Origin of the sequence: Actinotignum schaalii (assembly GCF_028864145.1) — a bacterium.
GTDB classification, from domain to species: Bacteria; Actinomycetota; Actinomycetes; order Actinomycetales; family Actinomycetaceae; genus Actinotignum; species Actinotignum schaalii_B.
The window spans coordinates 1-24,776 of sequence record NZ_JARBHJ010000029.1 but is presented as its reverse complement, the minus strand read 5'-3'; the positions used below and the strand labels follow the sequence as shown (position 1 = coordinate 24,776).

Here is a 24,776-nt window from a genome sequence, read left to right as displayed (position 1 = left end):
GCGCCGGTGCTGAGCCTCATTTTTATTTTCTGTGGCCTTTATTAAGCAAAACCCTGTGTTGTGGGCGGCACCGCACTTATTTTTACACTAAACTGAAACCGTGGAACGAACATATGCAAGAAGAGTAGGTAGGAAGCAACGCTTCAACGCTGACGATGTTATTCGCGCAGCGAAGGAAGTTGGCGTCTATACCTTCACCATGAGTGATATAGCAAACAAGATCGGTGTCGCTACGCCCGCGGTGTACCGCCTCTATGATGGCCGTCAGGACATTGTGGATGCGGTCGTTCGGCGTGCTGCCGATGAAACACCAATTGTGCAGGCGGGCACGGATTGGCACGAAGCCATTGACCAGGCGGATGCGAATCTGCGGCGCACCCTGGATGATTTCGAGGGGCTGGCTGAAGTACTCCTGTGCAACCCGAAATTGACGGTGCATTTTGCGCGTCAGCTCCAAGGTCTCTCCCGGGCCTTGGAAGATGGCGGTTTCTCGCATCAGAAAGCGGTGGCTTTCGCTTTTATGGCGAACGGACACACCATTATCAACTATGTTACGGAAATGGCTTTCCGTAACATCGATCTGGCGGGTCTGGAGCTGTTGGAGAAAACAGGGCCGGATCTTATCCCCTTCCTCAAGGATGCGGCGGAGGATCCCGCTGGCGCCCTGGACGGCTACAAAGCAGTGCTGCTCCGATATCTGGAAGACCGGGAGCGCTAGGCGCGGCCTTTTGCTGTAGTTGCCGGGCTGGAACACGACACCAGCTAGCGCACAAGAATCAACCTGTACACGGGCGGGTACCGAGAACACGGTACCCGCCCCTTAGTTTGCTTTCTTCAGGAAACTCAGGTAATTTCGCCAGTGATAGATCCCCGGTCAGGCCTCTTGTTTTTACAAAGCACAAATGACCGGGCCTTTTTTCCTGACCGGGTGAGCCACAGCTAATCCAAAACTGGTCACAGCTAACACACGTGAACTGCTTATTGCAGTAGAGCGACCAAGCTTATCGCTACTCCCGCCACCGTGGCGACTAATGTCGAGGCAACCAACCAGCTGTTTAATCGATTGGAACGCTTATTCTCAACCCGGGTTTGCTCTAGTGCTTCCACCAATCTTGTGGAAATCGCAACCTGCTGCTCCGCCATTTTGAGGCTAGATTGAGTAGCTTCGACGAGTAGATTCACGGTCTCCCAGTAGTTAGGAACATCGAATAGTTCGCACCCCCGTCCGCACCCCCAAGTGTCCTATAAGCCGAAACTTGACCGCCTGACCGTTGACTCCTAGGCAAAATAACGGGCCGGGTCACGTACCTGAATTTCGGTACCTAACCCGGCCCAATGCTTTTCGTTATTCGGCCTTCGCCGGCTCTAACGCTTAGCTGCTACTTCCTGCGCGTGGCATCCGCATCGCGGCGCACCGCACCGGCATCATTGCGGCCAACCACTGCGCGCGAGCCCCACACACCCGCAAAAGCGGTGAGAATCGCAGAAAGCAACAGACCCACGAAAGCCCAGATAGCAACGGTGGAGCCGGTATCGGTCACGTCCTGAGCAACCTCGCGGCCTTCCTCAACCAGTTCCTTGGCTTGAGCCTGCACATCCTGGAGAGTCTTTTCCGCGTTATTAAGAGCTTGTTCAGCCTTGACCTGCGCCTGGTTGTACGCTTCCACCGCGTTGTCCACGGCCTTGCGGGCTTCATCCTCATTCAGATCCGTATTGGCTGCCACGGACTTCGCTACCGCATCGCGGTCAATATCCTTCGTCACGGAATCAACCCGCTTCTGGAGCGAATCGCCCAGATTGGAAAGAATCGTCTCGTAATTCTCCGGATGGACCACCAGGTCCTTGGCCGCAGCACTAATATCATCCGTGGCGCCGTCCACCTGACCGCGCAGGTAATCAGGCTGGAGTGTTTCCTCACCGGTATCGGCAAGAATCTTCTCCGTTTGGGCCTCTACGCTATCCCACTGAACATCGAGGTTATCGGAAATAGCGCTGGCTGCCTCCGACACAGCGTTCCCGGAGGCCTGCGCCACCCCGCCTACCGCGCTACCCGCGGCGTTACCCACCGAGCCGATGGCCGAACCAACAGCTCCCAGCGCGGCGGAAATACCCAGCCACACCGCAACGGTGGCCACAATAATTGTGGTGGCCCAGGTGGTCAGGCCGTGCAGCAGTCCGCCTTTAACGGCCAGCGCGCCCGTCACGTAACCGCCAAAACCTAGGGCGATCACAATGGAGCACACCGCCCACAGTCCCATGCCGAAGCCGAAACCTTCACCGGGATTGCTGGAGGCCGGATCGAAAGTGCCCAGGCCGATCGCTGCACCGAGGAAGCTGAAGACCACCAGGGTGGCAATAGCAACGGCAACACCGGCGAAAACGGAACCCCAGGACATATTGGTGGCCCGGCCCGGGGTATCAGCGCCTAGGAAAGTGGAGCGCCACCCAGGCTTGGCATCCTCGGCCGAGTACTGCCCGGCCGAAGCCACCCGGGCATCTACCGGACGGGCGGTAACTCGTTCACGATCCACGCGCGTGTGCGCCGTCGTGGCTTCAGGGTAATCGCGCTCGGGAGTTGCCCCTCCGGGCGTAGTTATATGTTCTGTCATGAGTTGATCCTTAAAACTTGGCGGAAAGCGCCATGGGTGCCGGCCTGGTGGTGTCAGCCGTGGTGGCAGAGCCGTCGAAGGCGCAGCACAGCACTCTCTAGGCACCACACTAGCCACGCCACCTTAAGTGATCAAAGCGACAGAGCACGTAATGTCATTCACTTCTCAATCAGAATAACTTATAATCTTTGTCTTTATTTCTCCCCGCATATCGGCTAATGTTCCGCGACCGGGGCGCGAGATCGGCGTGATTACGTAACAAATTCGTGACGAACGGATTCGCAACGATGGCTCGCGTTTCCGCAGCCTCACCTCGGGCCGCACCTCAGTCCATCATCCTGCAACTACCGCTTAACACTCTGCTGCACCACCGCGTACCCGTGCAGTGTCACATCCAAGCCCCGATTCTTAGGCTGGTCGGCGGTATTGTGCGGGGCGCGCTCCCGGGCCTCGGCCCAGGCATCATAAGAATCCTGGGCATCCCAGCCGGTAACCACGTAGTACTCCTCCACCCCGCGCACCGGCCGCCACAGCTGGAAGAAGGAGAAACCGGGCGCCGCATCCACGGCTGCCTTGCGGGCCGCGAAGCGTTGCTCGATAACTTTTTCCATCCCGGGAAGGAACGATAGCGCCACGATAGAAACGAAAGACGCCGGCGGGGTGTTTCCGTGCTCAACTTCGGGAAGCTCGACTACCTCAAACTCGAGAAGCTGAGCCCCCAGGTCCGCATTACCGGGCGCTTGCCGGGCCTCCTCCATCTTGCGCGGATGCGCGGCCGGGTCACTACGCCACGCGGTGAAATCCTCGTCGGATTCCCATTCGGTGACCACCAGGTAGCGGTCACTTCCTTCCAAAGGGTGCAGCAGCCGGAAAGAACGGAAACCGGGCCGCTGGTCCACCGCACCTTCGCGAGCCGCAAAACGAGCCTCGAAATGCTCGGCAGCGCCTTCCGGAACAGAAATAGCATTGATTTTAACGACGGTCATGGAGGCTCCTTCACCTAAAACAACGGGACGTGAACCATAGTAACTCTCTTCGCGCCCCGTGCTCCGCATGGTGGAAACTTCACCCTCCACTCCCCCGGGAGTGCCACAATAGAGCCCATGCCTTCCCACGTATCAGATGTGCGTTTTGGAGCACAGATGGCCGCGGGTGCCGGCCTGGGAATGATTCCTTTGGGCATGGCCTTCGGACTTCTCGTCATTCAGTACGGTCAACCGTGGTGGCTCGCTCCCGCGCTGTCTTTCTTTATCTATTCCGGCTCGGCCGAGCTGCTCGCCGTCGCCCTTATCAGTGCCCAGGCCCCGGTCCTCACGATTCTTCTCACCATCTTCTTCGTGAACGTGCGCCACGTTTTCTACGCGTTTTCGTACCCCATCGCGCAGCTCCGGCATCCCCTCGCGCGCATGTATTGCGTCTATTCGCTTACCGACGAAACTTACGCCATCACCACGTCGCATCCGGGCGTGTGGAACCAAGGCCGGCTCATCTCTCTCCAAGCCGTACTCCAGGCTTGCTGGGTGGGCGGCGGACTGCTGGGAGTGGCGATTGGTGGGCTCCTCCCCGGCCAGATTCGAGGCGTCAATTTTGCGCTCGTCGCCCTCTTCATCGTTCTCGCCCTGGATGCTTTCCACGCCCGCCGCGACATTCCCGGCGTGCTCGGTGCCGGCCTCGCGTTTCTCTTGGCGCAGCTGTGTGCGCCGAGCGCGCTCCTTCCGGTTGCGATGAGTTTCTTCGCGCTTTTCTTAGTGGTGCGTTTCGTGGTACGTGCCCGTTTCAAGAAGAACGACGACGCCGCTTCTTATGACGGCGGCGCACCTGGGGAGAATAGAGGTCTTTTATGACCGCCTATCTCCTGGCCGTCCTGCTGGGTTCTTTGGCTCTCATGCTGTGCCTGCGCGGCGTTCCTTTCTTTATTCTCCACCCGCTGCGCCGTTCGCGCCTGGTGCGAGCGCTGTCAGTTTGGCTCCCGGTGGGGGTGCTGGTGATTTTGGCGCTGGCTATGGTCCGCAGCGAAGTGCTTCCCATATCTGCCGCATCGCTACTACGCGTGGGAGTGGCCAGTGCCGTCACGATCCTGGCCCACGAGCTTTCCGGGCGCCGCATGCTTGTCTCCCTGGCCGCCGGCACCCTCACCTACATCGGCTTGTTGGCGATCTAGAATCTGGGGTGACGGCTTGTTGCCGCTGGAGGTGAGCAAAGACTGCTGAGGAGGATCCAGATGTCTGAGGTGCGCAAACGCAGTTTCTTGCGCAGGCACCCCTACTTCGCGCAGCTTGCCCTCGCTTATCTCATTGCCGTTCCCGGACTCATTATTTATTCGGCATGCACGGGGCAGATTAACCCACACGCTTCGTGGTGGGATGCTGAAGGGTTAGTTTTACTTTTATTCTTCCTTACGCTCCTGCCCTGGGTAACCACGTATCCGGTTATCCTCACCTGTTACCAGGTGATTGCGCTCATCACGGCGATACGGGGCAAGCCGCTGTCGCTCCTGGAGGCAGTGCATGATGTCTGGACTATCTTCCTAGCGCTCAGCTTCCATGTGGCCGCTATCTCGATAAAACACAGCGTGGTCTTTTATGCCGATTGGGCGGAGCAGCTCGTCAATGACCAGACGCATACGCCGATCCACACTGATTTTCAGCCATTTTTAGCGCTGCTGTGCCTGGTATGCGCGCTGGCTTTTCTTTACGTGCGGCTCAAGCCGCTGCACGAGATTCCGCCGCTTCTCACGGTTCTCTGCTTCTCGTGCATCTATCTTGGCAACGCCATTGTTATTGTGTGGACTATTCAAACATTCCGGCCCGCCGGACCGGAGAGCCTCATCCTTTTACTGCCGGTCACGGTGGTGATGTTGATATCCGCGAAAACAATCATTGCGAAAATCCACGAATTTCACACCCACACGTCCCAGGACGCCGAGGAAGCACGCGCGGACGGAGCAGGCGTACTCGCCTACCTGGAAAAGGTTTTGTCGCAAGCCAGAAACTGGCCGCTTCTCGCCCTGCTCGGTTTGATACCTGTATTGGGGATATTCCTCCTTATCACGGTGCTCTTCGGCCAGGAACCAGACGCTGCTATCAAAGCCTTCACGGAAACAAGTGACTGGACGCTTTCCGAGCGGGTATCACCGCCCAACACTTTCTACGATGAGCACTATCTATGTACCGTGGCCGCCGGCGGGCACCCGGCCGTGGTCAAACCCCTCCGCGACGGGGTGCGCGGCGGGCATCGCATCACCGTGAATCGCCAGCTTCTTATCGCTAACGCTTTCGAACAGGTCCTGGAAGAAAAGACCCCAAGGCTGCATCGGGTGATCCGCAGATTCTATAATCGCTACGGTTTTCCGCTCTCGCGCCTCATTCGCACCCGTCTGGCAGCTGACATCGTGTGGATCGCCATGAAGCCTCTGGAATGGATATTCTTGGTCGTTATTTACCTCGTTGATGCCCGCCCGGAAGATCGGATCGCAATCCAATACACCGGGCGCCGCCGCGAGGATATCACCGGGCGAACTCGCGCCGAATTCACCGCCCAGGTCAGCTAAGAAAAACGCGCCAACGCAGTGGGGAGCAGATCCGGATGCCCGGATCTGCTCCCCACTCATTGCGCGGTGCGCGCTAAGCACACTGTGCGGATTTATTTAGCGCTTGACACGTGCCGAGCCGCCGCGGGCGAGGTTCTCCACCTCGGCGCGGGTGGCCATGGTGGTATCACCCGGAGTGGTCATGGCGAGGGCGCCGTGTGCGGCCCCGAGTTCCACGGCCTTCTGGGCGTCACCGTATTCCATGAGCCCGAAGATGAGCCCGGAAGCGAAGGAGTCTCCCCCGCCCACGCGGTCGAAGATCTCCAAGCCATCACGCTGGGTAGCTTGCACGAAGCCCTGGTCGCGCTTCCACGCCACCGCGCCCCAGTCGTTGATGGTTGCCGAACGCACCTGGCGCATCGTGGTACCGATGGCCTTGAAGTTCGGGAAGGTTTCCGCAGCCTTCTCGATCATCTTGTGGAAGGACTCCACCTGGAGGTTATCGAGGTTTTCGTTGGCGCCTTCGATTTCCAGGCCGAGGCAGGCGGTGAAGTCCTCTTCGTTACCGATCATGACATCCACGAAGGGTGCCAGGGACTTATTGACCTCCTGCGCGCGGGCCTTGCCCCCGTGCAGATTCCACAGGGAGGGACGGTAGTTGAGGTCATAGGAGACGACAGTGCCGTATTCCTTGGCCTTCTTGATAACCGCCAGCGCAGTTTCCGAAGCCTGCTCCGAAAGGGCCGCGTAAATGCCCCCGGTGTGCAGCCAGCGCACTCCTAGTTCACCAAAGAGGTAATCGAGATCGATATCCTCCGGCTTGAGCTGTGAAATCGCAGTGTGAGCCCGGTCGGAACACCCGACCGCTCCCCGCACCCCGAAACCGCGTTCGGTGAAATTGAGTCCGTTACGAGCCGACTGGCCGATGCCGTCGTCGTCGACCCAATGAATGAAACGGGTGTCCAGGCCACCGGTGAGGATAAGATCCTCGAGCAGCAGGCCCACTTCATTGCGCACCAGAGAGGTCAGGATCGCGCCGCGCTTCTGGAAAGCGCGCCGCAGGCCGCGAGCCACGTTGTATTCCCCGCCGCCTTCTGAGGCGGCGAACTGGCGCGTGGTGCGGATACGGCCGGCACCCGGATCCAGGCGAAGCATCACTTCACCCAGGGAGACAATATCGTAGGTGGTTTCCTCGGCGGATTTAATCGTCAGGGCGTCGCTCACTTGCGAATCTCCTTAGCTAGATCGGATGCTTCTTGGGACAGGCGGGTGATCTCCGCGAAGTTCCCGGAGGAAATGAGATCGCGTTTGATCATCCACGAACCCGATACGGACAGGATTGCCGGATCGGAGAGCCATTCGGCCATATTCGCGAGCTTCACGCCGCCCGAGGGTACGAAGTAGGTATTCGGGAAGGGACCGCGCAGGGCCTTAACCATGGGCAGCCCGCCCGCTTCCCCACCGGGGAAGAACTTCACCGCGGTGGCACCGTATTCCAAAGCCATCATGATTTCCGTGGCGGTTTGCACGCCGGGAAGATACGGGATCTGGCGTTCGGCAGCAACGTCGGCCACGCCGGCGCTCCAGCCCGGAGATACGAAGAACTTCGCGCCCAGGTCCGCGGCGGTTTCCGCTTGGGCCCGGGTAAGCACCGTTCCGGCACCAACCGTCATTCCCTCAACATCGCGCATCGCCTTAATGGCTTCCCCACCGGCAGCGGTACGGAACGTCACTTCGGCGCAGTGGATACCGCCGGCCACCAGGGCGCGGGCGGCGTCGGGCGCCTGCGCGGCGTCGTCGATCACCACAACGGGAACGATGGGGTGGGTTTCCAGGAACGGACGAACATCTGGAAGTTGCTGAGACACTACTTTGCCGCCTTCTTCATCTTGTCGATGCCGTCCCACAGCCCGAGGAGGTACTGGGTGCCCAGTGCCCGGTCATACAGCGGGTAGCCGGGGCGGCCTTCTTCGCCCCAAATCATGCGGCCGTGATCGGGACGCACGTAAATATCGGGGCAGGTATCGTAAATGGCTTCCACCGCGGCCTGCATATCGAGGTCGCCGTCCGCGGACCAGTGGGCCGCTTCCTTGAACGTCTTTTCGCCCAGGTACTTGACGTTACGCAGGTGGGAGGCGGCAATACGGCCGCGCTCGCCCACGTAGCGCAGGATCTCAGCGACGTTATTGGACGGGTTGGAGCCAAGCGAGCCGATGCACACGCACAGAGAGTGCATCGGGGAATCATTGAGGGCCAGGATTTCCTTGATGTCATCCAGGCTCTTGTAAGCGCGCGGAATACCGAAGAGGTCCCAAGCCGGATCGTCCGGATGGCAGGCCATCTTGATGCCGACCTTTTCACACGTGGGGATGATGCCGTCCAGGAAGTACTTCCAGTTTTCGCGCAGCTTTTCCACCGTCATGTTCTGGTAGAGCGCCATGACTTCGTCCAGCTTAGCCAGGCGTTCGGGTTCCCACCCGGGCAGGGTCAGGCCGCCGGATTCTTCGGCTGTCTTATTGACGATATCCTGCGGGGTCATACCCTCGATCTCAGAGTGATCGTAGTACAGGCAGGTGGAGCCGTCCTCGTTCACGTGAGCGAGCTCAGTGCGCAGCCAGTCAAAGACCGGCATGAAGTTGTACACAACTACCTTGACGCCGAATTCCGCGAGGTTTTCCAGCGTGGTGCAGTAGTTCTTGATGTATTCGTCACGGCTGGGCAGCCCGAGCTTGATGTCCTCGTGGACGTTCACGGATTCGATGATCTCGCATTCGAGCCCGGCTTCGTGAACCTGGTCAATAAGAACCTTAATTTCGTCCTTTTCCCAGTTCTCCCCGGCCGCCTTGTAGGACAGGGTGCCCATAATTCCGGACACGCCCGGAATCTGCTTGATGTACTGCAGCGGAATGGGGTCGTGACCTTCGCCGTACCAGCGGAATGTCATTTTCATTAGTTGATCTCCTCGTGAATAGTGGCACGCACAGCGCCGGGACCGGCAATGAGCTTGGTAAACAGGGCTTCGACCTTCTCCGCCAGCGGAGTGGTATACAGGTCGAGGCCGAAGATATTGGCATTGGACAGAATGGGCTTGAGCACGGCGTGAGCGTCAACGCTATCGCCGAGCTTAATTCCCTTGAGGTGCCCCTGGAGTTCCTCCAGCAGCGGATCGGATGACGGCGCGAATTCTTCGCCGTCGTCCGCGATGCCGAGCAGATACCGTGCCCACACCGCGAAAACGAGCGGGATCACGCGCAGCTTGTCCATATCCAGACCGCGGCGCTGGTATTCCTGCAGCGTGACACCGAAACGAATCGGAATCTTCTGCGAGGTATCCATGGCGATACGGGCCGGATTGTCCGGCAGCGCGCTATTGGGGAAACGTTCCTCGAGGACTTCGCGCACGAAGTCCTTCGGATCGATAATTCCCGGATCGGTTACTACCGGCATCGCTTCATCATAGGCGAGGATATTGACCATCTTCGCCAAATCGGGATCGCGCATTTCCGAATCGATGGTCGGGAAGCGCATGACCGTACCGGACACTGCCAGCGCGGTGTGGAGCGGGTTGAGGCAGGTGGTGACCTTCATCCGCTCGAACTTATCGCAGGTTTCACGATCGGTGATGTACACGCCGTAGTCCTCAAAGGGCGGGCGTTCGGCCGCGAACTTATCTTCGATAATGAGGTATTCGGTAGGTTCAGCATTGACGAACCCGGCGATCGGAGTGCGCCCGAGGTGGTCAATACCCATATCGGTGAAGCCGAGCCCGGTGAGGTATTCCGAAACTTCTTCGGAGGGGCGCGGGGTGATCTTATCGATCACGGAAATGGGGAAAGCAACCTTGGTGTCATCGCTGACCCAGTCCAGGAAGTCCTGGCTGAGCGCGCCACGCTCCACCCACCCGCGGGCGATCTGCAGCACCGAATCGCGCAGCTTATCGCCGTTGTGGGAGAAGTTATCCGCGGAGATGAAGTTAATGGGGGCGCCGCCTGCCTGGTAGCGATGTGCGAGGAGCCCGGCCAGCAGCGCCATGGTGTTCGCATGGTTAGCGTACGGATCGGAGGCGATATCCGCGCGGGTGGCTTCGGAAAGCTCACCCTGGGAATCCTGAATAACATAGCCCTTTTCGGTAATGGTGAGGGTTACCGTGGTCATCTCCGGCTTGGTGAAAATGGAGACGAGCCGATCAAAATCGCCATCGCGGCGGGTGGCCAGGCCATCGGCCAGACCCGCGATAACGCGGGTATCGCGCTTGTCCCCGGAAAGAATGACGCCGAGGGTCAGCAGATCAAAAGCTTCGAGCTGCTTTTCCATTTCAGCGGGATCCATGGGAACCACACCGGTAATCGGCCAGTACTTGCCGTCCGCCAGCATGTCATCCGCGATGCGGGCTAAGAAAATCCGGAAAATATTACCCGGGCCGATATGCACCCAGCGCGGGTTGGTGCGCGCACGTTCCTGCGTAGCGGCCACATCAAAAGCCGGAACTTGAATACCGGCTGCTTCGTAATCACTCGCGTGGGAGAGCGAGCTGAGATTGAGTTTCATATACATCACCTTTGATAGTTGGATCGGGACGGCTCCACGTGCGATCCACCGGCGGCCGCCCCGCAGGAGCGCCGGCATGCGCCGCGTTCCTGCCGTGAGGTCACCCGGTGAGTGAACACCGCTCCCGATGCCACCACCCAGTATTCCTTTATACGACGACGAACCGGCCGGGCACCCCCGCACCCGCATGTTTCTTTACGTGAAACGCCCGTTCGTACGTATGAAATGATTGTACCCCATTTTCACCCCCGACGGCACCCCTTCATAACGTGTGAACTATTCGGATTCCGGGCCTTTTCTTATTCAACACTGACTGCCTGACGCACCCGCTTCAATGTTTCACATATTGAAATCGCGCGGTATAATTTTCCCGGCCTGCAGTTACACCCTCGTAGAGTAAAGGAGCTTGAGGTGTCCGGTACTTCCCATGAGGAGCGCGCTCCGCTCTCCTCCATTGATCGCGCGTTGCTCGTTGTCGAGTTTTTAGCACGCCGCGGACCGGAAGGTGCCCCACTCTCCGATATTGCAGCCGCGGTAGAGTCAAATAAGGCCACCGTTCACCACACCCTGCGCTCGCTGCGCTACCGGAATTGGGTGGATCAGGATCCTGATAACGGCTACTACTTCCTCGGGGACGGCGTAGATCCGATTATTCGCTACACCACCCGCACCCAATTCGTGGTTGACCAACTCCACCCGGCTTTAGTGGCTATTTGCCACCGCTATAACGAGCTCGTGCACCTGGGTAAGCTCTCCGGCCAGGTGGTGACCTACCTGGATAAGGTAGAGCCGGATCGGCCCATCCGGGTGGTGTCCTTTATCGGGCGTAACGCCCCGGCGGTCACCACCGCCCTCGGGCGTGCCCTCCTGGGCGCGAATAACGTGACCGGCGCGGAAATCGACTGGTACCTGAGCGTTCCTACCGATAATCCGCCCACCCGGGCCACCATCGAAGAGTGCATTGAGCACGTGCACCGCTACGGCTGGGGTATGGAAGTGGAAGAAAACGAAGCCGGGATCGCGTGCGTGGCGGTTCCGGTCGATCTGAAAAACGGCGAGCGGGTGGCGGTCTCCGTCACCGCGCCCGCCGAACGCCTGGGAGCGGCTACCCGCGAGGCGGTGGCATACGGTATCGCGGAGGAAATCACCGCTATTGCCGGTTCCACCGGCGTGAGTGTTCCGGAAGTGCTGCTGCCGCGCTCTGCGCGCTAGCCGGAGCGCCGTGGGGAGGGACCGCGGTGGGAGGTTTCCTGCCGCGGCCCCTGCCAATGGTGGAAGTACGACGCCGCTGGCAGCTGCGCCGTCGTGCCACCCCGCTACTTCTTGCGCCGTTCGCGCACCCGAACCGAAATCTGGAGCGGGGAACCTTCGAAACCGAAAGTATCGCGCAAGCGGTTCTCCAGGAAACGCCGGTAACCGGCCTCGATAAAGCCGGTGGCGAAAAGCACGAAGCGCGGCGGCCGGGTGGATGCCTGGGTGCCGTACAGGATACGCGGCTGCTTGCCCCCGCGCACCGGATGCGGGTGCGCGGCCGCCAATTCGCTGAGGAAAGCATTGAGTTTGCCGGTGGGAATACGCTGATCCCAGGATCGCAGTGCGGTGGTCATGGCATTGGAGAGCCGGTTGGTATGCCACCCGGTTTTCGCCGAGAGATTGACCCGCGCGGCCCACTGGATCTGCACCAGCTCCCGCTCGAATTCGCGGTCAAGTTCGAAGCGGCGTTCCTCATCCACCTCGTCCCATTTATTGCACACAATTACCAGGGCACGCCCCGCATCAATGACCTGCTGAATCACGCGAATATCCTGCTCGGTGAGCGGCTCGGAAGCATCAATGAGGGCCAGGGCCAGCTCCGCTTCCGCCAGCGCACGCTGAGTGCGCAGATTCGCGTAATAATCCGCACCGCGAGTTTGGTGGACCCGCCGGCGAATCCCCGCGGTATCCACAAAAGTCCACGGGGTACCGTCCAGCTCAATGACTTCGTCAACCGGATCGCGAGTGGTGCCGGCAATATCACTCACCACGGCGCGGGTTTCCCCAGCTAACTGGTTGAGCAGGGATGACTTCCCTACATTCGGGCGCCCCACAATCGCGACCCGGCGCGGGCCGCGGCGCGCGGGACGTGCCGGCACCTCACGTTCGGCAGGAAGCGCGCCGATAACCACGTCAAGAAGATCGCCCGAACCGCGCCCGTGCAGCGCGGAAACGGGATACGGCTCCCCTAGCCCCAAGGACCACAGGTAAGCAGCATCCGGTTCCTGCTGGGGCGAATCTACCTTATTGGCCGCCACAATCACGGGCTTGCGCGAACGCCGCAACACCCGCACCAGGGCTTCATCGGTATCCGTCATGCCCACGGTGGCATCCACGACGAAGATCACAGCATCGGCCTGCTCAATAGCAATTTCGGCCTGCAGCGCGACGTCGCGATCAAGACCTGCAACATCACGTTCCCATCCGCCGGTATCCATGAGGAGGAAACGGCGATCCGCCCACTCGGCTTCGTAAGAGACCCGGTCACGGGTCACGCCCGGAACGTCCTGCACCACGGCCACTCGTTTGCCAACAATGCGATTCACCAGGGAGGACTTCCCCACATTCGGGCGCCCTATCACCGCTACCACGGGTAGTGCACGGTTCGCCGCCTGTTCCTCGGGTTCTGCACCGGCCAGGAGCGCCAGATCGGCCTCGTCCAGATCGTAGGCATCCAGACCGGCCCGGAGTACGCGTTCGGCGTCGTCCGGGGTGGTCCCCTCCGCGCTCATATCGCGGTATTCCTCAGTCATTCCTGTTCCTTTCGAGAGCCCTGTGCCAGCGCCCGCACCGCGGCCACCACGTCCGCAATACTCATCTGAGAAGAATCAATTGTAACGACTCCATCGCGATCTTCCAGGAAAGAGGCGACCGTCGAGTCCTGTGCATCCCGTTCGCTCACTTCCGCGCGGGTCGCGGCCAGGGCATCGGGCGCCGCGCTTCCGCGCACCTCGCGGGCTCGCCGTGCCAAACGTGTTGCTTCCGATGCGGTGAGAAGAATTTTTGTGGGAGCATCCGGGGCGACGACGCTAGTGATATCGCGCCCCTCCACCACAATGCGCGGGTGGGCCGCAATAATGGCCCGCTGCCGGGCAATGAGCTCGGCGCGTACATCCAGGTTCACGGCTACCCGAGAAACCACCCGGGACAGCTCCGGAGCGCGGATAGCGGAGGTGATATCTTCCCCTTCGCAGATCATCACCTGGTTATCAGGATCGAGCGGCATCTCGAGTTTCATTGCCCGCACCACGGCTGTCACGGCAGGCTGGTCGGTGAGTTCGACTCCGGCGCGCTGCGCGGCCCACGCGGCTGCCCGGTACATTGCCCCGGTATCGAGATAGCACAGTCCTAGCTCTCGGGCGACCTGGCGGGAAACGGTCGATTTACCCGAGCCGGAGGGCCCGTCAATAGCGATGGGATAGCCCGCGGTTTCGGGGCGCGGGGCGCCCGCTGTGCTCATCTCACTCATGCTCTCCTCCTTCAATAAAAGCCTGCCACCGGCGCGCGGCCAGTGCCGCGGTGAGATCCCGGGCGGCGGCCGGCGATACGGATAGCCGCGCCCGCCCTACTTTTTGGGCCACGGAATGTTCGAGCGAAAAATCTTCAATATTGACCCCGATCTCACCCACCTCGGTGAAGAGGCGGCCCAATTCACCCGGGCGGTCCGGAACCAGGACGGTTACATCGGTATAGCGCTGGGGAGCTCCCCCGTGTTTGCCGGGAATACGCGCGACCCCGCGTCCACCTGCAGCCACCACCGCGGCAACTGCCCGGGCCAGCCCGGGAGCCTGCGCCGCCCCCGCGGCTTCTTCGAGCGCGGTTGCCAAATGCGCGGTGCGCTCGGCAATATCGCGGAGTACCGGAGCTACCGCCGCGCAATTACAGGCGATAATCGCCGTCCACAATTGCGGATCCGAATGGGCCAGCCGGGTCATATCGCGTAAGCCTTGGCCTGCGAGGCTCAGCTCGGTAGCTGCGGCGTCGTTCAACGTACCCGCCAGCAGGGAGGACACCAGTTGCGGAACGTGACTGACAAGGGCGACGGCGCGGTCGTGCGCGCTTGCCTCCACCAGAATCGGCATGGCCCCGCAATCTAAAGCCAGGGTGCGCAAGCGCGCAATATCTTCCTCGCGGGTCTCCGGGCGCGGGCATATTACCCACGGGCGGCCCTCAAAAAGATCGGCGTCCGCGGCGATCGCCCCGGAACGTTCCCGGCCGGCCATGGGATGGCAGCCCACGTAGCGGGCTCGCTGGGGATGCGCCGCGAGGCGATCTTCCACCGCGGCCTTGACGGAAGCAACATCGGTAACGAGCGCGGCCGGGAAGCGTTCCAGGGCCGCGCTCACAACCTGCGCCGTGACATCCGGGGGAACCGCAACCACCACGAGGCTCGGCTCCCAGGCATCTTCGGGCGGTTCCTCCCCCGCACCCAGATCACGGGCAAGGGCCGCCGCGAGCGGGGAAGCATCCTCCAGGTACACCGGAATATCGCGCAGCCGCAGCCGCAGCCCGAGGGAAGCGCCCAGCAACCCCGAACCGATAATAAGGACCGGACCGGCGTGCATCACATCCCTACCGAATGCATGAGGGCCGAGAGCTCACTTCCCGCAATAACCCGGCTTTTCCCGGGCCGCAGCCTCCCGGCGTCAATAGTGGCGAAACGGGTGCGCACCAGTTCCATAACCGGGTGCCCCACTTCGTCCATGATGCGGCGCACAATCCGATTGCGACCCGAATGCAAGGTGAGTTCGACGATGGAATTGCGCGGCTGCGATTCCCGCAGTACGAATTTATCCACCCGGATGGGGCCGTCCTCCAGGGTGATGCCCTTTTCCAGCACCCGCGCGAGGCCCCGCGTCACCTGGCCTTCCACCCGCGCCACGTAGGTTTTCGGAACCTCATAGGAGGGGTGGGTGAGCCGGTGGGTGAGCTCGCCGTCGTTCGAGAGCAGAATCAGACCCTCGGTATCTTCGTCTAGGCGCCCAACGTGGTAGAGCCGTTGCTCGTATTTCTCTACGTACTGGGCGAGGCTCGGGCGGCCCATATCATCATCCATGGTGGATACAACCCCCGGCGGCTTATAAAGCGCGACGGTCAGCAAATCGGGTTTTACCGCAATGGGCATGCCATCCACGTGGATGGTGTCACGCTCGGCATCCGCGCGTGTTCCCATTTCGGTAACGACGGCGCCGTTGACGGCCACCCGCCCCTCAGCAATGAGCGCTTCGCAGGCGCGCCGGGAGCCCACCCCCGCGTGGGCCAGGATCTTTTGCAAGCGTTCTCTCATCTTATTTCTCTTTCCACATCTTCAAGGTCGGTTGCTTCGGGCAGGTAGGGCGCCAGGGGCGGCAGGTCATCCAGGGAGTTCATGCCCATGGCTTCAAGGAAATACGGGGTGGTCGCATACAGAACCGCACCGGTGGACGGCGTAGTACCCGCTTCGGCAATAAGGCCGCGGGTTGCGAGCGTCCGCACAACTCCATCAACGTTCACACCGCGAATCGCCGCTATCTGCGCACGGGTAACAGGCTGCCGGTAGGCGATCACCGCCAGCGTTTCCAGAGCCGGCGTGGATAGTTTACCCGATTGCCCCCGGGTGACGTGGGCAAGAACAACGTCCGATACCAGCGGATTGGTGTAGAAACGCCACCCTCCCCCGGCCTCGCGCAGCTCGAATCCGCGCGGGCGCCCGTTGCGATATTCCCGCGCGAGATTTTCTAGCTCGGTGCGGGTCTCCGCTTCGCTCAGACCCACCGCTTCGGCAAGGGTGGCTAGGGGAACCGGGGTGGCCGCCACGAAAAGCACCGCCTCGAGTGCGGTGGCGGGGCAAAGATCGGCCACAGATTCTCCTTTATTCCTCCGGATTCGGCGCGGCGCGCCGGCAATGCGAGCCTATAGGCCCAGTCTAGTCGCTGCGCGGCGCAGTGGCGCGCCTCCAGCAGGCACCGCGCGGCTTGGGTTTATCACGCGCGCGGCTCCACTTCGCCGTATTCGGCGGCGACGTCGCCCTCCCCCGCAGCGCCGCGATCATCGTCCGGGGTGGGGCGCAGCACCAGCGTGCCCAGCGGTTCATCTTGCTCGGCGGCAATCGCGCCCCGGCGCAGCAATTCCAAGACCGCCAAGAACCGGGCCACCACCATCTGCACCGAGGGGGCATCGGCGCAGAGCTGCGCGAAGGTAAAGGAATCCCCCGCCCGGAAACGTTCTTCCAGATAGGCCACCTGGCTAGCGACCGGAACAACCGGAGAGTGCAAATGTTGCAGCTGGACCACCGGTTCTGAAGTATCGCGGGTAAAAGCACGAGCCGCCAGGAGTGCCAGATCCATCACCCCGAGCGGAAGGCGAACTTCCGGTAGCGCCTTCGCGTACATCTCCTCGAGGGGAACATCGCGGCCCACCCGCCGCCCGGTTTCCGCCAGGCGCGCCCCGAAATCACGAGCCACCTCTTTAAAAGCCCGGTATTGGAGCAGTTTGGCGAAGAGGAGATCGCGCTGTTCTAGGAGCTCCCAATCCTCTTCTTCGCTTTCGTGGCGCGGCAGCAAGCGCGCTAGTTTCATATCGAGGAGGGTGGCGGCCACCACCAAAAACTCTGAGGTGGTGGACAGATCGACCTCTGGCCGGGACCGAATCCAGGCGATGAACTCATCCGTCACTTCCGCCAGAGCCACCTCGGTAATATCCAAGTTTTTCTTGGAAATCATGCTGAGAAGCACCGAAAACGGCCCCGAATATACGTCGAGGTCAACGTCGAAATCGGAGGAGACGTCAAAGAGAGTGGTCACGCCCAGTCCTGTTTAGGCACTTTGGCCGCGGGCAATCACTTCGCGCGCCAACTTCCGATAGGCTACCGCACCCGGGTGCGAAGGTGCGTACTGGGTAATGGGTTCCCCGGCCACCGAGGCATCGGGGAATTTCACGGTGCGGGAAATATACGTGTGGTAGACCTTATCTCCGAATCCTTCGTGTACCGAACGCATCACATCACGCGAGTGGAGGGTACGCATATCCACCATGGTGAGAAGCACCCCGTCAATGGTGAGCCGCGGATTAAGGCGATCCTGAACCCGGCCAATCTGTTCGGTCAGCAGTGCTACCCCGCGCATGGCAAAATATTCTGCCTCCAGCGGGATAATAACGCCGTGCGCGGCCGTGAGTGCATTAACAGTGAGGAGACCCAGGGAAGGCTGGCAGTCAATAATAATGACGTCATAGTCATCGAGAACCGGGCGCAGCACCCGGCTGAGAGCCTGCTCGCGCGCCACTTCGTTAATAAGCACAATTTCGGCAGCGGAGAGGTCAATATTAGCCGGAACTACATCCAGACCCTCAACTTTCGAATGCTGAATGATCCCCCGCACATCCGGTTTCGCGGCAATAAGTTCGTTATAAATAGTACGATCCAGCGCGCGAGCATTAATACCCAGACCGGCAGAGGCAGCGCCCTGCGGATCGAAATCCACAATGAGAACGCGCCGGCCGTATCCGGCCAGCGCGGCGGCGAGGTTAATCGACGTCGTTGTTTTACCCACCCCACCCTTTTGGTTGGACATCGCAATAATGCGCGCCGGGCCGTGTTCCTGCAAGGGCTCCGGTTCGGGGAAATCCACGTTCTCAGTTTCAAAAAGCGCGTTCTGTTCGGTCACATCTCTAGGGTACCTAAACTCGGAGGACTTGCGGTGCCATTTCTGGCGCTGAGCGTAGAACGACGACGCCGCGCCTCCTCGCCTTTCTACTCACTGCGCAGCGCCCGCGGGTGCGAGGTGGCATACACCTCCTTGAGGACATCGCGGGAAACCTGGGTATAAATCTGGGTGGTGGTCACCGAGGAATGTCCGAGTAATTCCTGCACCACCCGCACATCCGCACCGCCCTGGAGAAGGTGGGTGGCAAAAGAATGCCGCAGCGAATGCGGAGAGACATGCGCGGTAATACCTGCCCGTTCGGCCGCCTGGCGAATAATGAGCCAGGCACTTTGGCGTGAGAGAGCCCGCCCGCGGGTATTGAGGAAGAGCTTGGCCACACCCTCCCCGCGCGCGGCAAGCTCCGGGCGGGCCCGGGTGGTGTAGGCATCCAGCGCCTCCAGGGCGTAGCTCCCCAGCGGCACCACCCGTTCCTTACGGCCCTTACCGAAGAGCCGCACGGTGGAGGTATCCGTATCAATATCATCTGCGGTAAGCCCGAGGGCTTCGGAAATGCGTGCGCCGGTTCCATAAAGGACTTCCAGGAGGGCCCGGTCACGCAGGCCCAGGGGCGGCGGGGTGGCGCCGGCCGCCTCAATCATGGCGGTTACTTCGGCGATAGTGAGAGCTTCGGGCAGGCGCGCGGGAAGTTTCGGGGGACGTACCCGGGTGGCGGGATTGGCCGCGGTGGCGCCGTCGTCGTACAAAAAGGTATGAAAAGCCCGCACCGCGGTCACGGCCCGCGCAATAGAAGCCGGGGCCATGCCGCGTAGCGTTTCCGAAAACGAAGCGACGTCCTCGTCACGTACGTCACCCGGGCTGGTGACCCCGCGGGCCTCCAGATGCGCAAGATATTTACGCAAATCCCGCCGGTACGCCGCTACGGTATTGCGCGATAATGCACGTTCGACGCTGATATGGGCGAGGAACTGCGCGACCGCGCGTTGCAACTGCGGGGTACCGGGCTCAGCCATCTCTTCTCCTTCGCGGGTGCGCGGTCACGCTCGCGCCGGGCGCGAACGCAGATGCGCTTCGGGCGCGCGAAGCCCGCTCGACCAGTAGACTAGTGCGTGGCACATCTCATGTAACCACAACCTTACGTTAGGAGAATTCAATGGCGAAGCTCGAATGGTCGCAGCTCGATCAGCGCGCCGTGGACACGACTCGGCTGCTAGCCGCAGATGCGGTGCAAAAAACCGGGAATGGGCATCCTGGAACGGCCATGTCCCTGGCTCCGGCGGCATATTTGCTCTACCAGCGGGTCATGAACCACGATCCGGCGGATTCTGCGTGGGTGGGTCGTGACCGTTTCATTCTCTCGGCCGGGCATTCCTCCCTTACCCAATACAATCAGCTTTTGCTAGCCGGCTACGGCCTCGAACTCGATGATATTAAGGCGCTGCGTACCCTCCACTCCAAGACTCCCGGCCATCCCGAATACGGCTATACCAACGGTGTGGAGATGACCACCGGGCCGCTGGGGCAGGGCCTGGCCTCCGCGGTGGGATTTGCGATGGCCTCTCGGCGCGCCCACGGGCTTTTTGACCGGGATACCCCGCTCGGTGAGTCAGTATTCGATCATTTTGTGTACGTTATCGCCGGTGATGGCTGCCTCCAGGAAGGCGTGACCAGTGAAGCCTGCTCGCTGGCCGGCACCCAGGAGCTCGGAAATCTTATTCTCATTTACGATGACAACCGCATTTCCATTGAAGACAATACCTCCATTGCTTTCAGTGAAGATGTGCTGGCCCGCTACGAAGCCTACGGATGGCACACCCAGCACGTGAATTGGATTAAGGAGGATGGTTCCTACCAGGAGGATGTCCAGGCGCTCTACGATGCGATTCTGGCTGCTCAGCAGGTGACCGATAAGCCTTCCATTATTAAGCTCTCCACCATTATTGCCTGGCCGGCGCCCACCAAGCAGAATACCGGTGCCTCGCACGGTTCTGCCCTGGGAGTGGAGGAAATTCGCGCCACCAAGGAAATCCTGGGCTTCGATCCGGATATTGACTTCCCGCTGGAAGATGACGTGCTCGCCCATACCCGCAAGAATGCGGCGGCGCGGGCGGCCGCGGCCCGTAAGGATTGGGATGCGCGTTTCGAAGCGTGGCGTGCTTCCCATCCGGAAGAGGCCGCGCTGTACGATCGCATCCGCGCAAAGAAATTCCCCGAGGGTTGGGAAAAGAAGCTGCCGAGCTGGGAGCCGGATCCCAAGGGTATCGCCACCCGCGCGGCCTCCGGCGTGGTGCTCAATGCCCTCGCTCCGGTGCTGCCCGAATTGTGGGGCGGTTCGGCCGATCTGGCGGGGTCGAATAACACCACGATGAAGGGGGAACCGTCCTTCCTGCCCGCGCATCGCTCTTCGACGATGTTCTCCGGTGATATTTACGGACGCACCCTCCACTTCGGTATCCGGGAATTCGCCATGGGCGCGATCATTAACGGAATTACCCTCGATGGGCTTACCCGTGCCTACGGCGGCACCTTCTTTGTATTCTCCGATTACATGCGCGGTGCGGCCCGCCTCGCGGCCATTATGAATATCCCCTCGATTTTTGTATGGACGCATGATTCGGTGGGCGTGGGCGAGGACGGCCCCACCCACCAGCCCATTGAACACCTGTGGGCCTACCGCGCCATCCCGCGCCTCAATATTGTGCGGCCGGCTGATGCGAACGAAACCGCGGCCGCGTGGCGCGGGGCATTGGAGAAGGTCGACGGCGGGCCTACCGGCCTCATCCTTACCCGGCAGGGCGTGCCGGTTCTGGAAGGGACCTCCACCGAAGGCGTCCTCAAGGGCGGCTACGTGCTGGCAGACTCCCCCACCGGGACCGTTGACGTGCAGCTGCTCGCCACCGGTTCCGAAGTGCAACTGGCAGTGGCCGCCCAGCAGAGCCTCGCGGAACAGGGAGTGGGTGCACGCGTTATTTCGCTGCCCTGCCTGGAGTGGTTCGAAGCTCAGGACCAGGCCTACCGTGATGCGGTCATCCTCCCCAACGTCAAGGCACGAGTCTCGGTGGAAGCCGGTGCCACCTTCGGTTGGGCCGGCTACGTCGGGGATGCCGGGCGCAGCGTGGGTATCAATACCTACGGGGAGTCCGGGCCCGGTGGTGCACTCATGAAGGAATATGGGATGACCGCCGAGCATGTGGTCTCCGCTGCTCTCGAATCTATCGAAGCGGCGCGCGCCTAAAACGCAGGCGCCTCGCCCGCTGGCAGTAGTGTCTTTTCGCGGGCGCATATCAGTGACGGTCGCGCGGTCGGATGTCCCGGCCGCGCGACCTTATTGCCCCACAGCGGACTTTCGTTACGCTCGACGGCTCAAGCGTCTACCATAAGACAGGCGCATATTCTCGCCCTCTTTTTCACGACAGGAATTTTATGGTTGCTCCTACTTCAGGTAATCCGCTCCGTGCCGTCACCGACTGCCGCCTCCAGCGCGTGGCCGGCCCCTGCGGCATCGTTCTTTTTGGCATCACCGGTGACCTGGCGAACCGCAAAATTCTTCCCGCCCTCTACGACCTCGCGAATCGGGGGCTGCTGCCGCCGTCGTTCTCCATCATCGGAGTGGCGCGCCGTCCCGTAGACGCGGCCCGCAGCGTCGAAGCGGCCATCCGTCAAGGCGCCCAAACCCCGGTTATCTCCACCACTCTGGCCCAGATTCTCGACGGGTTGCGGATGGTCGAAGGCCAGTACAACGACCCGGAGCTCTATCGCGCTCTCGGGGCGACCATGGCGGATGTGGATGCCACCCGCGGTACCGGCGGTAATTTTGCTTTTTATCTTTCCATTCCGCCTAGCCTTTTCCCGGTGGTGACCCAGGGCCTCGCTACCGCGGGACTCAATCGCGGGGCGCCGGGCAGCTGGCGCCGCGTGGTTATCGAAAAACCGTTCGGGCACGATATGGCCTCCGCGCGCGAACTCAACGCCTCGGTCAGCGGGGTATTCCCCCACGATTCGGTTTTCCGCATCGACCACTATCTCGGTAAAGAGACCGTGCAGAATATCCTCGCGCTGCGTTTCGCCAACGAACTGTATGAGCCGCTGTGGAATTCTTCCCACGTGGACCACGTGCAAATCACCATGGCGGAGGATATTGGGATTGGCTCGCGCGCCGGATATTACGACGGTATCGGAGCCACTCGCGACGTGATTCAAAACCACCTGCTCCAGCTGCTGGCCCTCACCGCGATGGAGGAGCCGACCTCGTTCCACGCCGATGCCCTGCGCGCGGAAAAAGAGAAAGTCCTCGAGGCTACCCATCTGTTCGGGAGCCCGGCCGAAGCTTCGGTGCGGGCACAGTATTCGAGCGGATGGCAGGGCGGCCAGTGGGTGCGCGGTTACCGGGAAGAGAACGGTATCCCGGCCGACTCCGTGACCGATACTTACGGGGCAATCGCCCTGGGAATTGAGACGCGGCGCTGGTCGGGAGTGCCTTTCTACCTGAGAACCGGTAAGCGACTCGGGCGGCGCGTGTCAGAAATTGCGGTGGTCTTCCGTAATCCGCCTTTCCTCCCCTTCCCAGATGTGGCCGGGCTAGGGCAAAACACCCTGGTTATCCGGGTGCAACCCAATGAAGGCATCACCTTTAAATTTGGTTCCAAGGTGCCCGGCTCCGAAATGCGGCTGCGCGACGTCACTATGGACTTCGCCTACGGTCACGCTTTTACCGAGTACACCCCGGAAGCTTATGAACGTCTCATTCTTGACGTGCTGCTGGGAGATCCGCCGCTCTTCCCGCAAACCCGGGAAGTTGAGGAGTCCTGGCGGATTATCGACCAGGTGGAAAACTATTGGGATGCCCACCCGGAGTCTCTGGAAACGTACGCGCCTGGGTCCTGGGGTCCGGCCGGTGCCGATGCCATGCTCGCCGGCCACGGCCATGCCTGGCGCCGCCCCTAGCCGCACCTGTTCCGTGCCTGACAAAGATCCGAGGAAACTTCATGATTAACCATATTGCCGATACCACGTCTGCCCAGGTGGGCCAGCAGCTTGATCAATTGCGCGGAACTTCTGGGGTAGGAGCCCTCGGGAGGGTCCTCACGCTCATTATCGTGGCGCATACCGAGGGTGGGGTCCGTGATGCGCTTGAGGCCGCAGCTGGAGCGTCCCGCGCGCACCCTTCCCGGATTATCGCGGTGCTGCCGGTGGCTGGCGAAACCGCGCGTCTCGATGCGGAAATCCGTACCGGATCGGAAGCCGGCGCTTCCGAGATCGTTATTTTGCGCGCGCACGGGGGCGCCGCGGAGAACGTGGATACCTTGGTCACTCCACTGCTGCTCCCCGATACCCCGGTGGTGACGTGGTGGATTCAAAATATGCCGGAAAACCCCGCGGCTACCGCGGCCGGACGCATCGCGCAGCGCCGTATTACTACCACCCGCACCGCAGATCACCCAGCCCTGGCCCTTCAGCACCTTTCCGCTAATTATGTTCCCGGGGATACTGATCTGGGCTGGGCCGGCACTACCCTGTGGCGCAATTACATCGCCTCCATGGTGGACGAATTCCCGAGCCGAACCGTTACCGGCGCGAAGGTGTGGGGGCGCCCGCACCGCTCCTCGCTTTTCTTACTCGCCGCGTGGCTGCGCCTGCGCCTAGATGTCCCGGTGGAGATAGAGCCGCAGGAGGGCGCTCCGATTACCGGCGTGGAACTCTTCTTGGACGACGGCGCAGCTCTCAGCCTGCATCGCACCCCGGGCAATGACCACGGCATCATGCTCCGCCCGGGTCGAGCTCCCCAGGAGGTTGCTTTGCCGGTGCGCAGCTTGGAAGCGATGCTCATTGAGGATCTGCGCGATCTCAATCCCGATACCGCCTACGGTGATGTTTTAACCAAGGGACTGCCCCTACTGGATTATTCTCCCGCGGATGTAGACGTCTAGAAAGCCTGGATGTAGCGTCTAGAAAGCAGCATGCGAAACGGGGCCGGTACGTGCACACGCACGTACCGGCCCCGCCGCTTCTTAACTATCTAGTTCTAGACGCCCACCTTGACGATGAGGCCGATGAGGATAATAGAAATTCCCCAGATGAGGGCCAGCACCACGGTGATGCGGTTGAGGTTACGTTCGGCTACCCCGGAGGAACGCATAGACGTGGAAATACCACCACCGAACATATCGGAAATTCCGCCACCCTTGCCTTTATGCAGCAAGATGGAAAGCGTGAGGAAGATGCTGGTGATGAGCATAAGCACTTCGCAGGTAATGAGCAAAGCTTTCATTTCCAGTCCTTTCGAATGCTTCGTGCACCCGGAGAGTAATAGAGTCCTTGGTTAGTGTACCTGCTGATGCCGGCCAGCGGGAAATAAAACGTGCGGGGTGGGAAGAATCCCTGTCTCTTATACACATCTGACGCTGCCGACGAAATTGC

General features: G+C 60.9%; 23 protein-coding genes. 8 read left to right on the top strand and 15 right to left on the bottom strand.

Annotated features, from left to right (window positions below):
* Window positions 1–100: 100 nt before the first annotated feature.
* The gene (locus PWJ82_RS07095; protein ID WP_274734171.1) at window positions 101–718 is read left to right on the top strand and encodes a TetR/AcrR family transcriptional regulator; all 618 of its coding nucleotides are present in this window, start codon (window positions 101–103) and stop codon (window positions 716–718) included.
* Window positions 719–1,379: 661 nt separating this feature from the next.
* On the opposite strand, the gene PWJ82_RS07090 is transcribed toward PWJ82_RS07095, so the two are convergent.
* Window positions 1,380–2,609 carry a hypothetical protein gene (locus tag PWJ82_RS07090; RefSeq protein ID WP_274734173.1) on the bottom strand — a complete coding sequence of 410 codons (1,230 nt, stop codon included), beginning with the start codon at window positions 2,607–2,609 and terminating at the stop codon, window positions 1,380–1,382.
* Window positions 2,610–2,953: 344 nt separating this feature from the next.
* Window positions 2,954–3,595, bottom strand: coding sequence for an antibiotic biosynthesis monooxygenase family protein (locus PWJ82_RS07085; RefSeq protein WP_274734175.1), 642 nt, complete (start codon window positions 3,593–3,595; stop codon window positions 2,954–2,956).
* Window positions 3,596–3,712: 117 nt separating this feature from the next.
* Between PWJ82_RS07085 and PWJ82_RS07080 the strand changes: the two genes are divergently transcribed.
* The 3 genes from PWJ82_RS07080 to PWJ82_RS07070 are packed head-to-tail and all read left to right on the top strand — an operon-like array spanning window position 3,713 to window position 6,159.
* On the top strand, window positions 3,713–4,453 hold the full coding sequence (locus PWJ82_RS07080; protein WP_274734177.1) for an AzlC family ABC transporter permease: 741 nt from the start codon (window positions 3,713–3,715) through the stop codon (window positions 4,451–4,453).
* The gene (locus tag PWJ82_RS07075; protein WP_274736029.1) at window positions 4,450–4,770 is read left to right on the top strand and encodes an AzlD domain-containing protein; all 321 of its coding nucleotides are present in this window, start codon (window positions 4,450–4,452) and stop codon (window positions 4,768–4,770) included. Before PWJ82_RS07080 ends, PWJ82_RS07075 begins: the two co-directional genes overlap by 4 nt.
* A 60-nt stretch (window positions 4,771–4,830) precedes the next feature.
* Window positions 4,831–6,159, top strand: coding sequence for a DUF6688 domain-containing protein (locus PWJ82_RS07070; protein WP_274736028.1), 1,329 nt, complete (start codon window positions 4,831–4,833; stop codon window positions 6,157–6,159).
* A gap of 96 nt (window positions 6,160–6,255) precedes the next feature.
* Here the strand turns inward: PWJ82_RS07070 and PWJ82_RS07065 are convergent, their stop codons facing one another.
* Genes PWJ82_RS07065 through PWJ82_RS07050 form a run of 4 tightly spaced genes read right to left on the bottom strand, consistent with a single transcriptional unit; the run spans window position 6,256 to window position 10,686 of the window.
* Window positions 6,256–7,362: a sugar kinase gene (locus PWJ82_RS07065; protein ID WP_274734183.1), complete on the bottom strand. Its 1,107-nt coding sequence runs from the start codon at window positions 7,360–7,362 to the stop codon at window positions 6,256–6,258.
* Window positions 7,359–8,006, bottom strand: coding sequence for a bifunctional 4-hydroxy-2-oxoglutarate aldolase/2-dehydro-3-deoxy-phosphogluconate aldolase (locus tag PWJ82_RS07060; protein ID WP_274734185.1), 648 nt, complete (start codon window positions 8,004–8,006; stop codon window positions 7,359–7,361). The genes PWJ82_RS07065 and PWJ82_RS07060 overlap by 4 nt, the downstream gene beginning before the upstream one ends.
* A complete protein-coding gene (gene uxuA / locus PWJ82_RS07055) occupies window positions 8,006–9,088 on the bottom strand; it encodes a mannonate dehydratase (protein ID WP_016442774.1) in 1,083 nt (360 codons plus the stop codon). The genes PWJ82_RS07060 and uxuA overlap by 1 nt, the downstream gene beginning before the upstream one ends.
* On the bottom strand, window positions 9,088–10,686 hold the full coding sequence (locus tag PWJ82_RS07050; protein WP_126134917.1) for a mannitol dehydrogenase family protein: 1,599 nt from the start codon (window positions 10,684–10,686) through the stop codon (window positions 9,088–9,090). Before PWJ82_RS07050 ends, uxuA begins: the two co-directional genes overlap by 1 nt.
* Window positions 10,687–11,097: 411 nt before the next feature.
* On the opposite strand from PWJ82_RS07050, the gene PWJ82_RS07045 reads away from it, so the two are divergent.
* Window positions 11,098–11,898: an IclR family transcriptional regulator gene (locus PWJ82_RS07045; RefSeq protein WP_274734187.1), complete on the top strand. Its 801-nt coding sequence runs from the start codon at window positions 11,098–11,100 to the stop codon at window positions 11,896–11,898.
* A 104-nt stretch (window positions 11,899–12,002) separates the two neighbouring features.
* Here the strand turns inward: PWJ82_RS07045 and der are convergent, their stop codons facing one another.
* The 8 genes from der to xerD form a co-directional block, all read right to left on the bottom strand.
* A complete protein-coding gene (der, locus tag PWJ82_RS07040) occupies window positions 12,003–13,472 on the bottom strand; it encodes a ribosome biogenesis GTPase Der (protein WP_126134919.1) in 1,470 nt (489 codons plus the stop codon).
* Window positions 13,469–14,188, bottom strand: coding sequence for a (d)CMP kinase (cmk, locus tag PWJ82_RS07035; protein ID WP_274734189.1), 720 nt, complete (start codon window positions 14,186–14,188; stop codon window positions 13,469–13,471). Before cmk ends, der begins: the two co-directional genes overlap by 4 nt.
* Window positions 14,181–15,284: a prephenate dehydrogenase gene (locus tag PWJ82_RS07030; protein WP_274734201.1), complete on the bottom strand. Its 1,104-nt coding sequence runs from the start codon at window positions 15,282–15,284 to the stop codon at window positions 14,181–14,183. The genes cmk and PWJ82_RS07030 overlap by 8 nt, the downstream gene beginning before the upstream one ends.
* Window positions 15,284–16,006, bottom strand: coding sequence for a pseudouridine synthase (locus tag PWJ82_RS07025; protein ID WP_126134922.1), 723 nt, complete (start codon window positions 16,004–16,006; stop codon window positions 15,284–15,286). The genes PWJ82_RS07030 and PWJ82_RS07025 overlap by 1 nt, the downstream gene beginning before the upstream one ends.
* Window positions 16,003–16,560 carry an SMC-Scp complex subunit ScpB gene (scpB, locus tag PWJ82_RS07020; RefSeq protein WP_126134923.1) on the bottom strand — a complete coding sequence of 186 codons (558 nt, stop codon included), beginning with the start codon at window positions 16,558–16,560 and terminating at the stop codon, window positions 16,003–16,005. The genes PWJ82_RS07025 and scpB overlap by 4 nt, the downstream gene beginning before the upstream one ends.
* A 122-nt stretch (window positions 16,561–16,682) precedes the next feature.
* Complete coding sequence (locus PWJ82_RS07015; protein WP_274734192.1) at window positions 16,683–17,501, bottom strand: segregation and condensation protein A; 819 nt, start codon at window positions 17,499–17,501, stop codon at window positions 16,683–16,685.
* Window positions 17,502–17,513: 12 nt separating this feature from the next.
* Entirely contained in the window at window positions 17,514–18,362 is an 849-nt protein-coding gene (locus tag PWJ82_RS07010; RefSeq protein ID WP_126134925.1) for a ParA family protein, read from the bottom strand.
* Between the two features lie 86 nt (window positions 18,363–18,448).
* A complete protein-coding gene (gene xerD / locus PWJ82_RS07005) occupies window positions 18,449–19,372 on the bottom strand; it encodes a site-specific tyrosine recombinase XerD (RefSeq protein WP_274734194.1) in 924 nt (307 codons plus the stop codon).
* A gap of 140 nt (window positions 19,373–19,512) precedes the next feature.
* On the opposite strand from xerD, the gene tkt reads away from it, so the two are divergent.
* From tkt to PWJ82_RS06990, 3 genes are all read left to right on the top strand, one after another.
* Complete coding sequence (tkt, locus tag PWJ82_RS07000) at window positions 19,513–21,594, top strand: transketolase (RefSeq protein WP_126134927.1); 2,082 nt, start codon at window positions 19,513–19,515, stop codon at window positions 21,592–21,594.
* A 188-nt stretch (window positions 21,595–21,782) separates the two neighbouring features.
* A complete protein-coding gene (gene zwf, locus PWJ82_RS06995; RefSeq protein WP_274736027.1) occupies window positions 21,783–23,303 on the top strand; it encodes a glucose-6-phosphate dehydrogenase in 1,521 nt (506 codons plus the stop codon).
* A 41-nt stretch (window positions 23,304–23,344) separates the two neighbouring features.
* Window positions 23,345–24,286 (top strand): glucose-6-phosphate dehydrogenase assembly protein OpcA, encoded by a 942-nt coding sequence (locus PWJ82_RS06990; RefSeq protein WP_274734199.1) that lies wholly within the window; start codon window positions 23,345–23,347, stop codon window positions 24,284–24,286.
* A 95-nt stretch (window positions 24,287–24,381) separates the two neighbouring features.
* On the opposite strand, the gene secG is transcribed toward PWJ82_RS06990, so the two are convergent.
* A complete protein-coding gene (gene secG / locus PWJ82_RS06985) occupies window positions 24,382–24,627 on the bottom strand; it encodes a preprotein translocase subunit SecG (protein ID WP_026429337.1) in 246 nt (81 codons plus the stop codon).
* Window positions 24,628–24,776 lie beyond the last annotated feature (149 nt).

Excerpts from the sequence above, each read along its gene's own strand:
- cmk (WP_274734189.1), bottom strand. The coding sequence starts at position 14,188 with ATGAGTGAGATGAGCACAGCGGGCGCCCCGCGCCCCGAAACCGCGGGC.
- PWJ82_RS07050 (WP_126134917.1), bottom strand. The coding sequence starts at position 10,686 with ATGAAACTCAATCTCAGCTCGCTCTCCCACGCGAGTGATTACGAAGCA.
- zwf (WP_274736027.1), top strand. The coding sequence starts at position 21,783 with ATGGTTGCTCCTACTTCAGGTAATCCGCTCCGTGCCGTCACCGACTGC.
- PWJ82_RS07070 (WP_274736028.1), top strand. The coding sequence starts at position 4,831 with ATGTCTGAGGTGCGCAAACGCAGTTTCTTGCGCAGGCACCCCTACTTC.
- uxuA (WP_016442774.1), bottom strand. The coding sequence starts at position 9,088 with ATGAAAATGACATTCCGCTGGTACGGCGAAGGTCACGACCCCATTCCG.
- PWJ82_RS07075 (WP_274736029.1), top strand. The coding sequence starts at position 4,450 with ATGACCGCCTATCTCCTGGCCGTCCTGCTGGGTTCTTTGGCTCTCATG.
- PWJ82_RS07085 (WP_274734175.1), bottom strand. The coding sequence starts at position 3,595 with ATGACCGTCGTTAAAATCAATGCTATTTCTGTTCCGGAAGGCGCTGCC.
- PWJ82_RS07080 (WP_274734177.1), top strand. The coding sequence starts at position 3,713 with ATGCCTTCCCACGTATCAGATGTGCGTTTTGGAGCACAGATGGCCGCG.
- PWJ82_RS07030 (WP_274734201.1), bottom strand. The coding sequence starts at position 15,284 with ATGCACGCCGGTCCGGTCCTTATTATCGGTTCGGGGTTGCTGGGCGCT.
- tkt (WP_126134927.1), top strand. The coding sequence starts at position 19,513 with ATGGCGAAGCTCGAATGGTCGCAGCTCGATCAGCGCGCCGTGGACACG.
- PWJ82_RS06990 (WP_274734199.1), top strand. The coding sequence starts at position 23,345 with ATGATTAACCATATTGCCGATACCACGTCTGCCCAGGTGGGCCAGCAG.
- xerD (WP_274734194.1), bottom strand. The coding sequence starts at position 19,372 with ATGGCTGAGCCCGGTACCCCGCAGTTGCAACGCGCGGTCGCGCAGTTC.
- PWJ82_RS07090 (WP_274734173.1), bottom strand. The coding sequence starts at position 2,609 with ATGACAGAACATATAACTACGCCCGGAGGGGCAACTCCCGAGCGCGAT.
- der (WP_126134919.1), bottom strand. The coding sequence starts at position 13,472 with ATGACTGAGGAATACCGCGATATGAGCGCGGAGGGGACCACCCCGGAC.
- PWJ82_RS07025 (WP_126134922.1), bottom strand. The coding sequence starts at position 16,006 with ATGAGAGAACGCTTGCAAAAGATCCTGGCCCACGCGGGGGTGGGCTCC.
- secG (WP_026429337.1), bottom strand. The coding sequence starts at position 24,627 with ATGAAAGCTTTGCTCATTACCTGCGAAGTGCTTATGCTCATCACCAGC.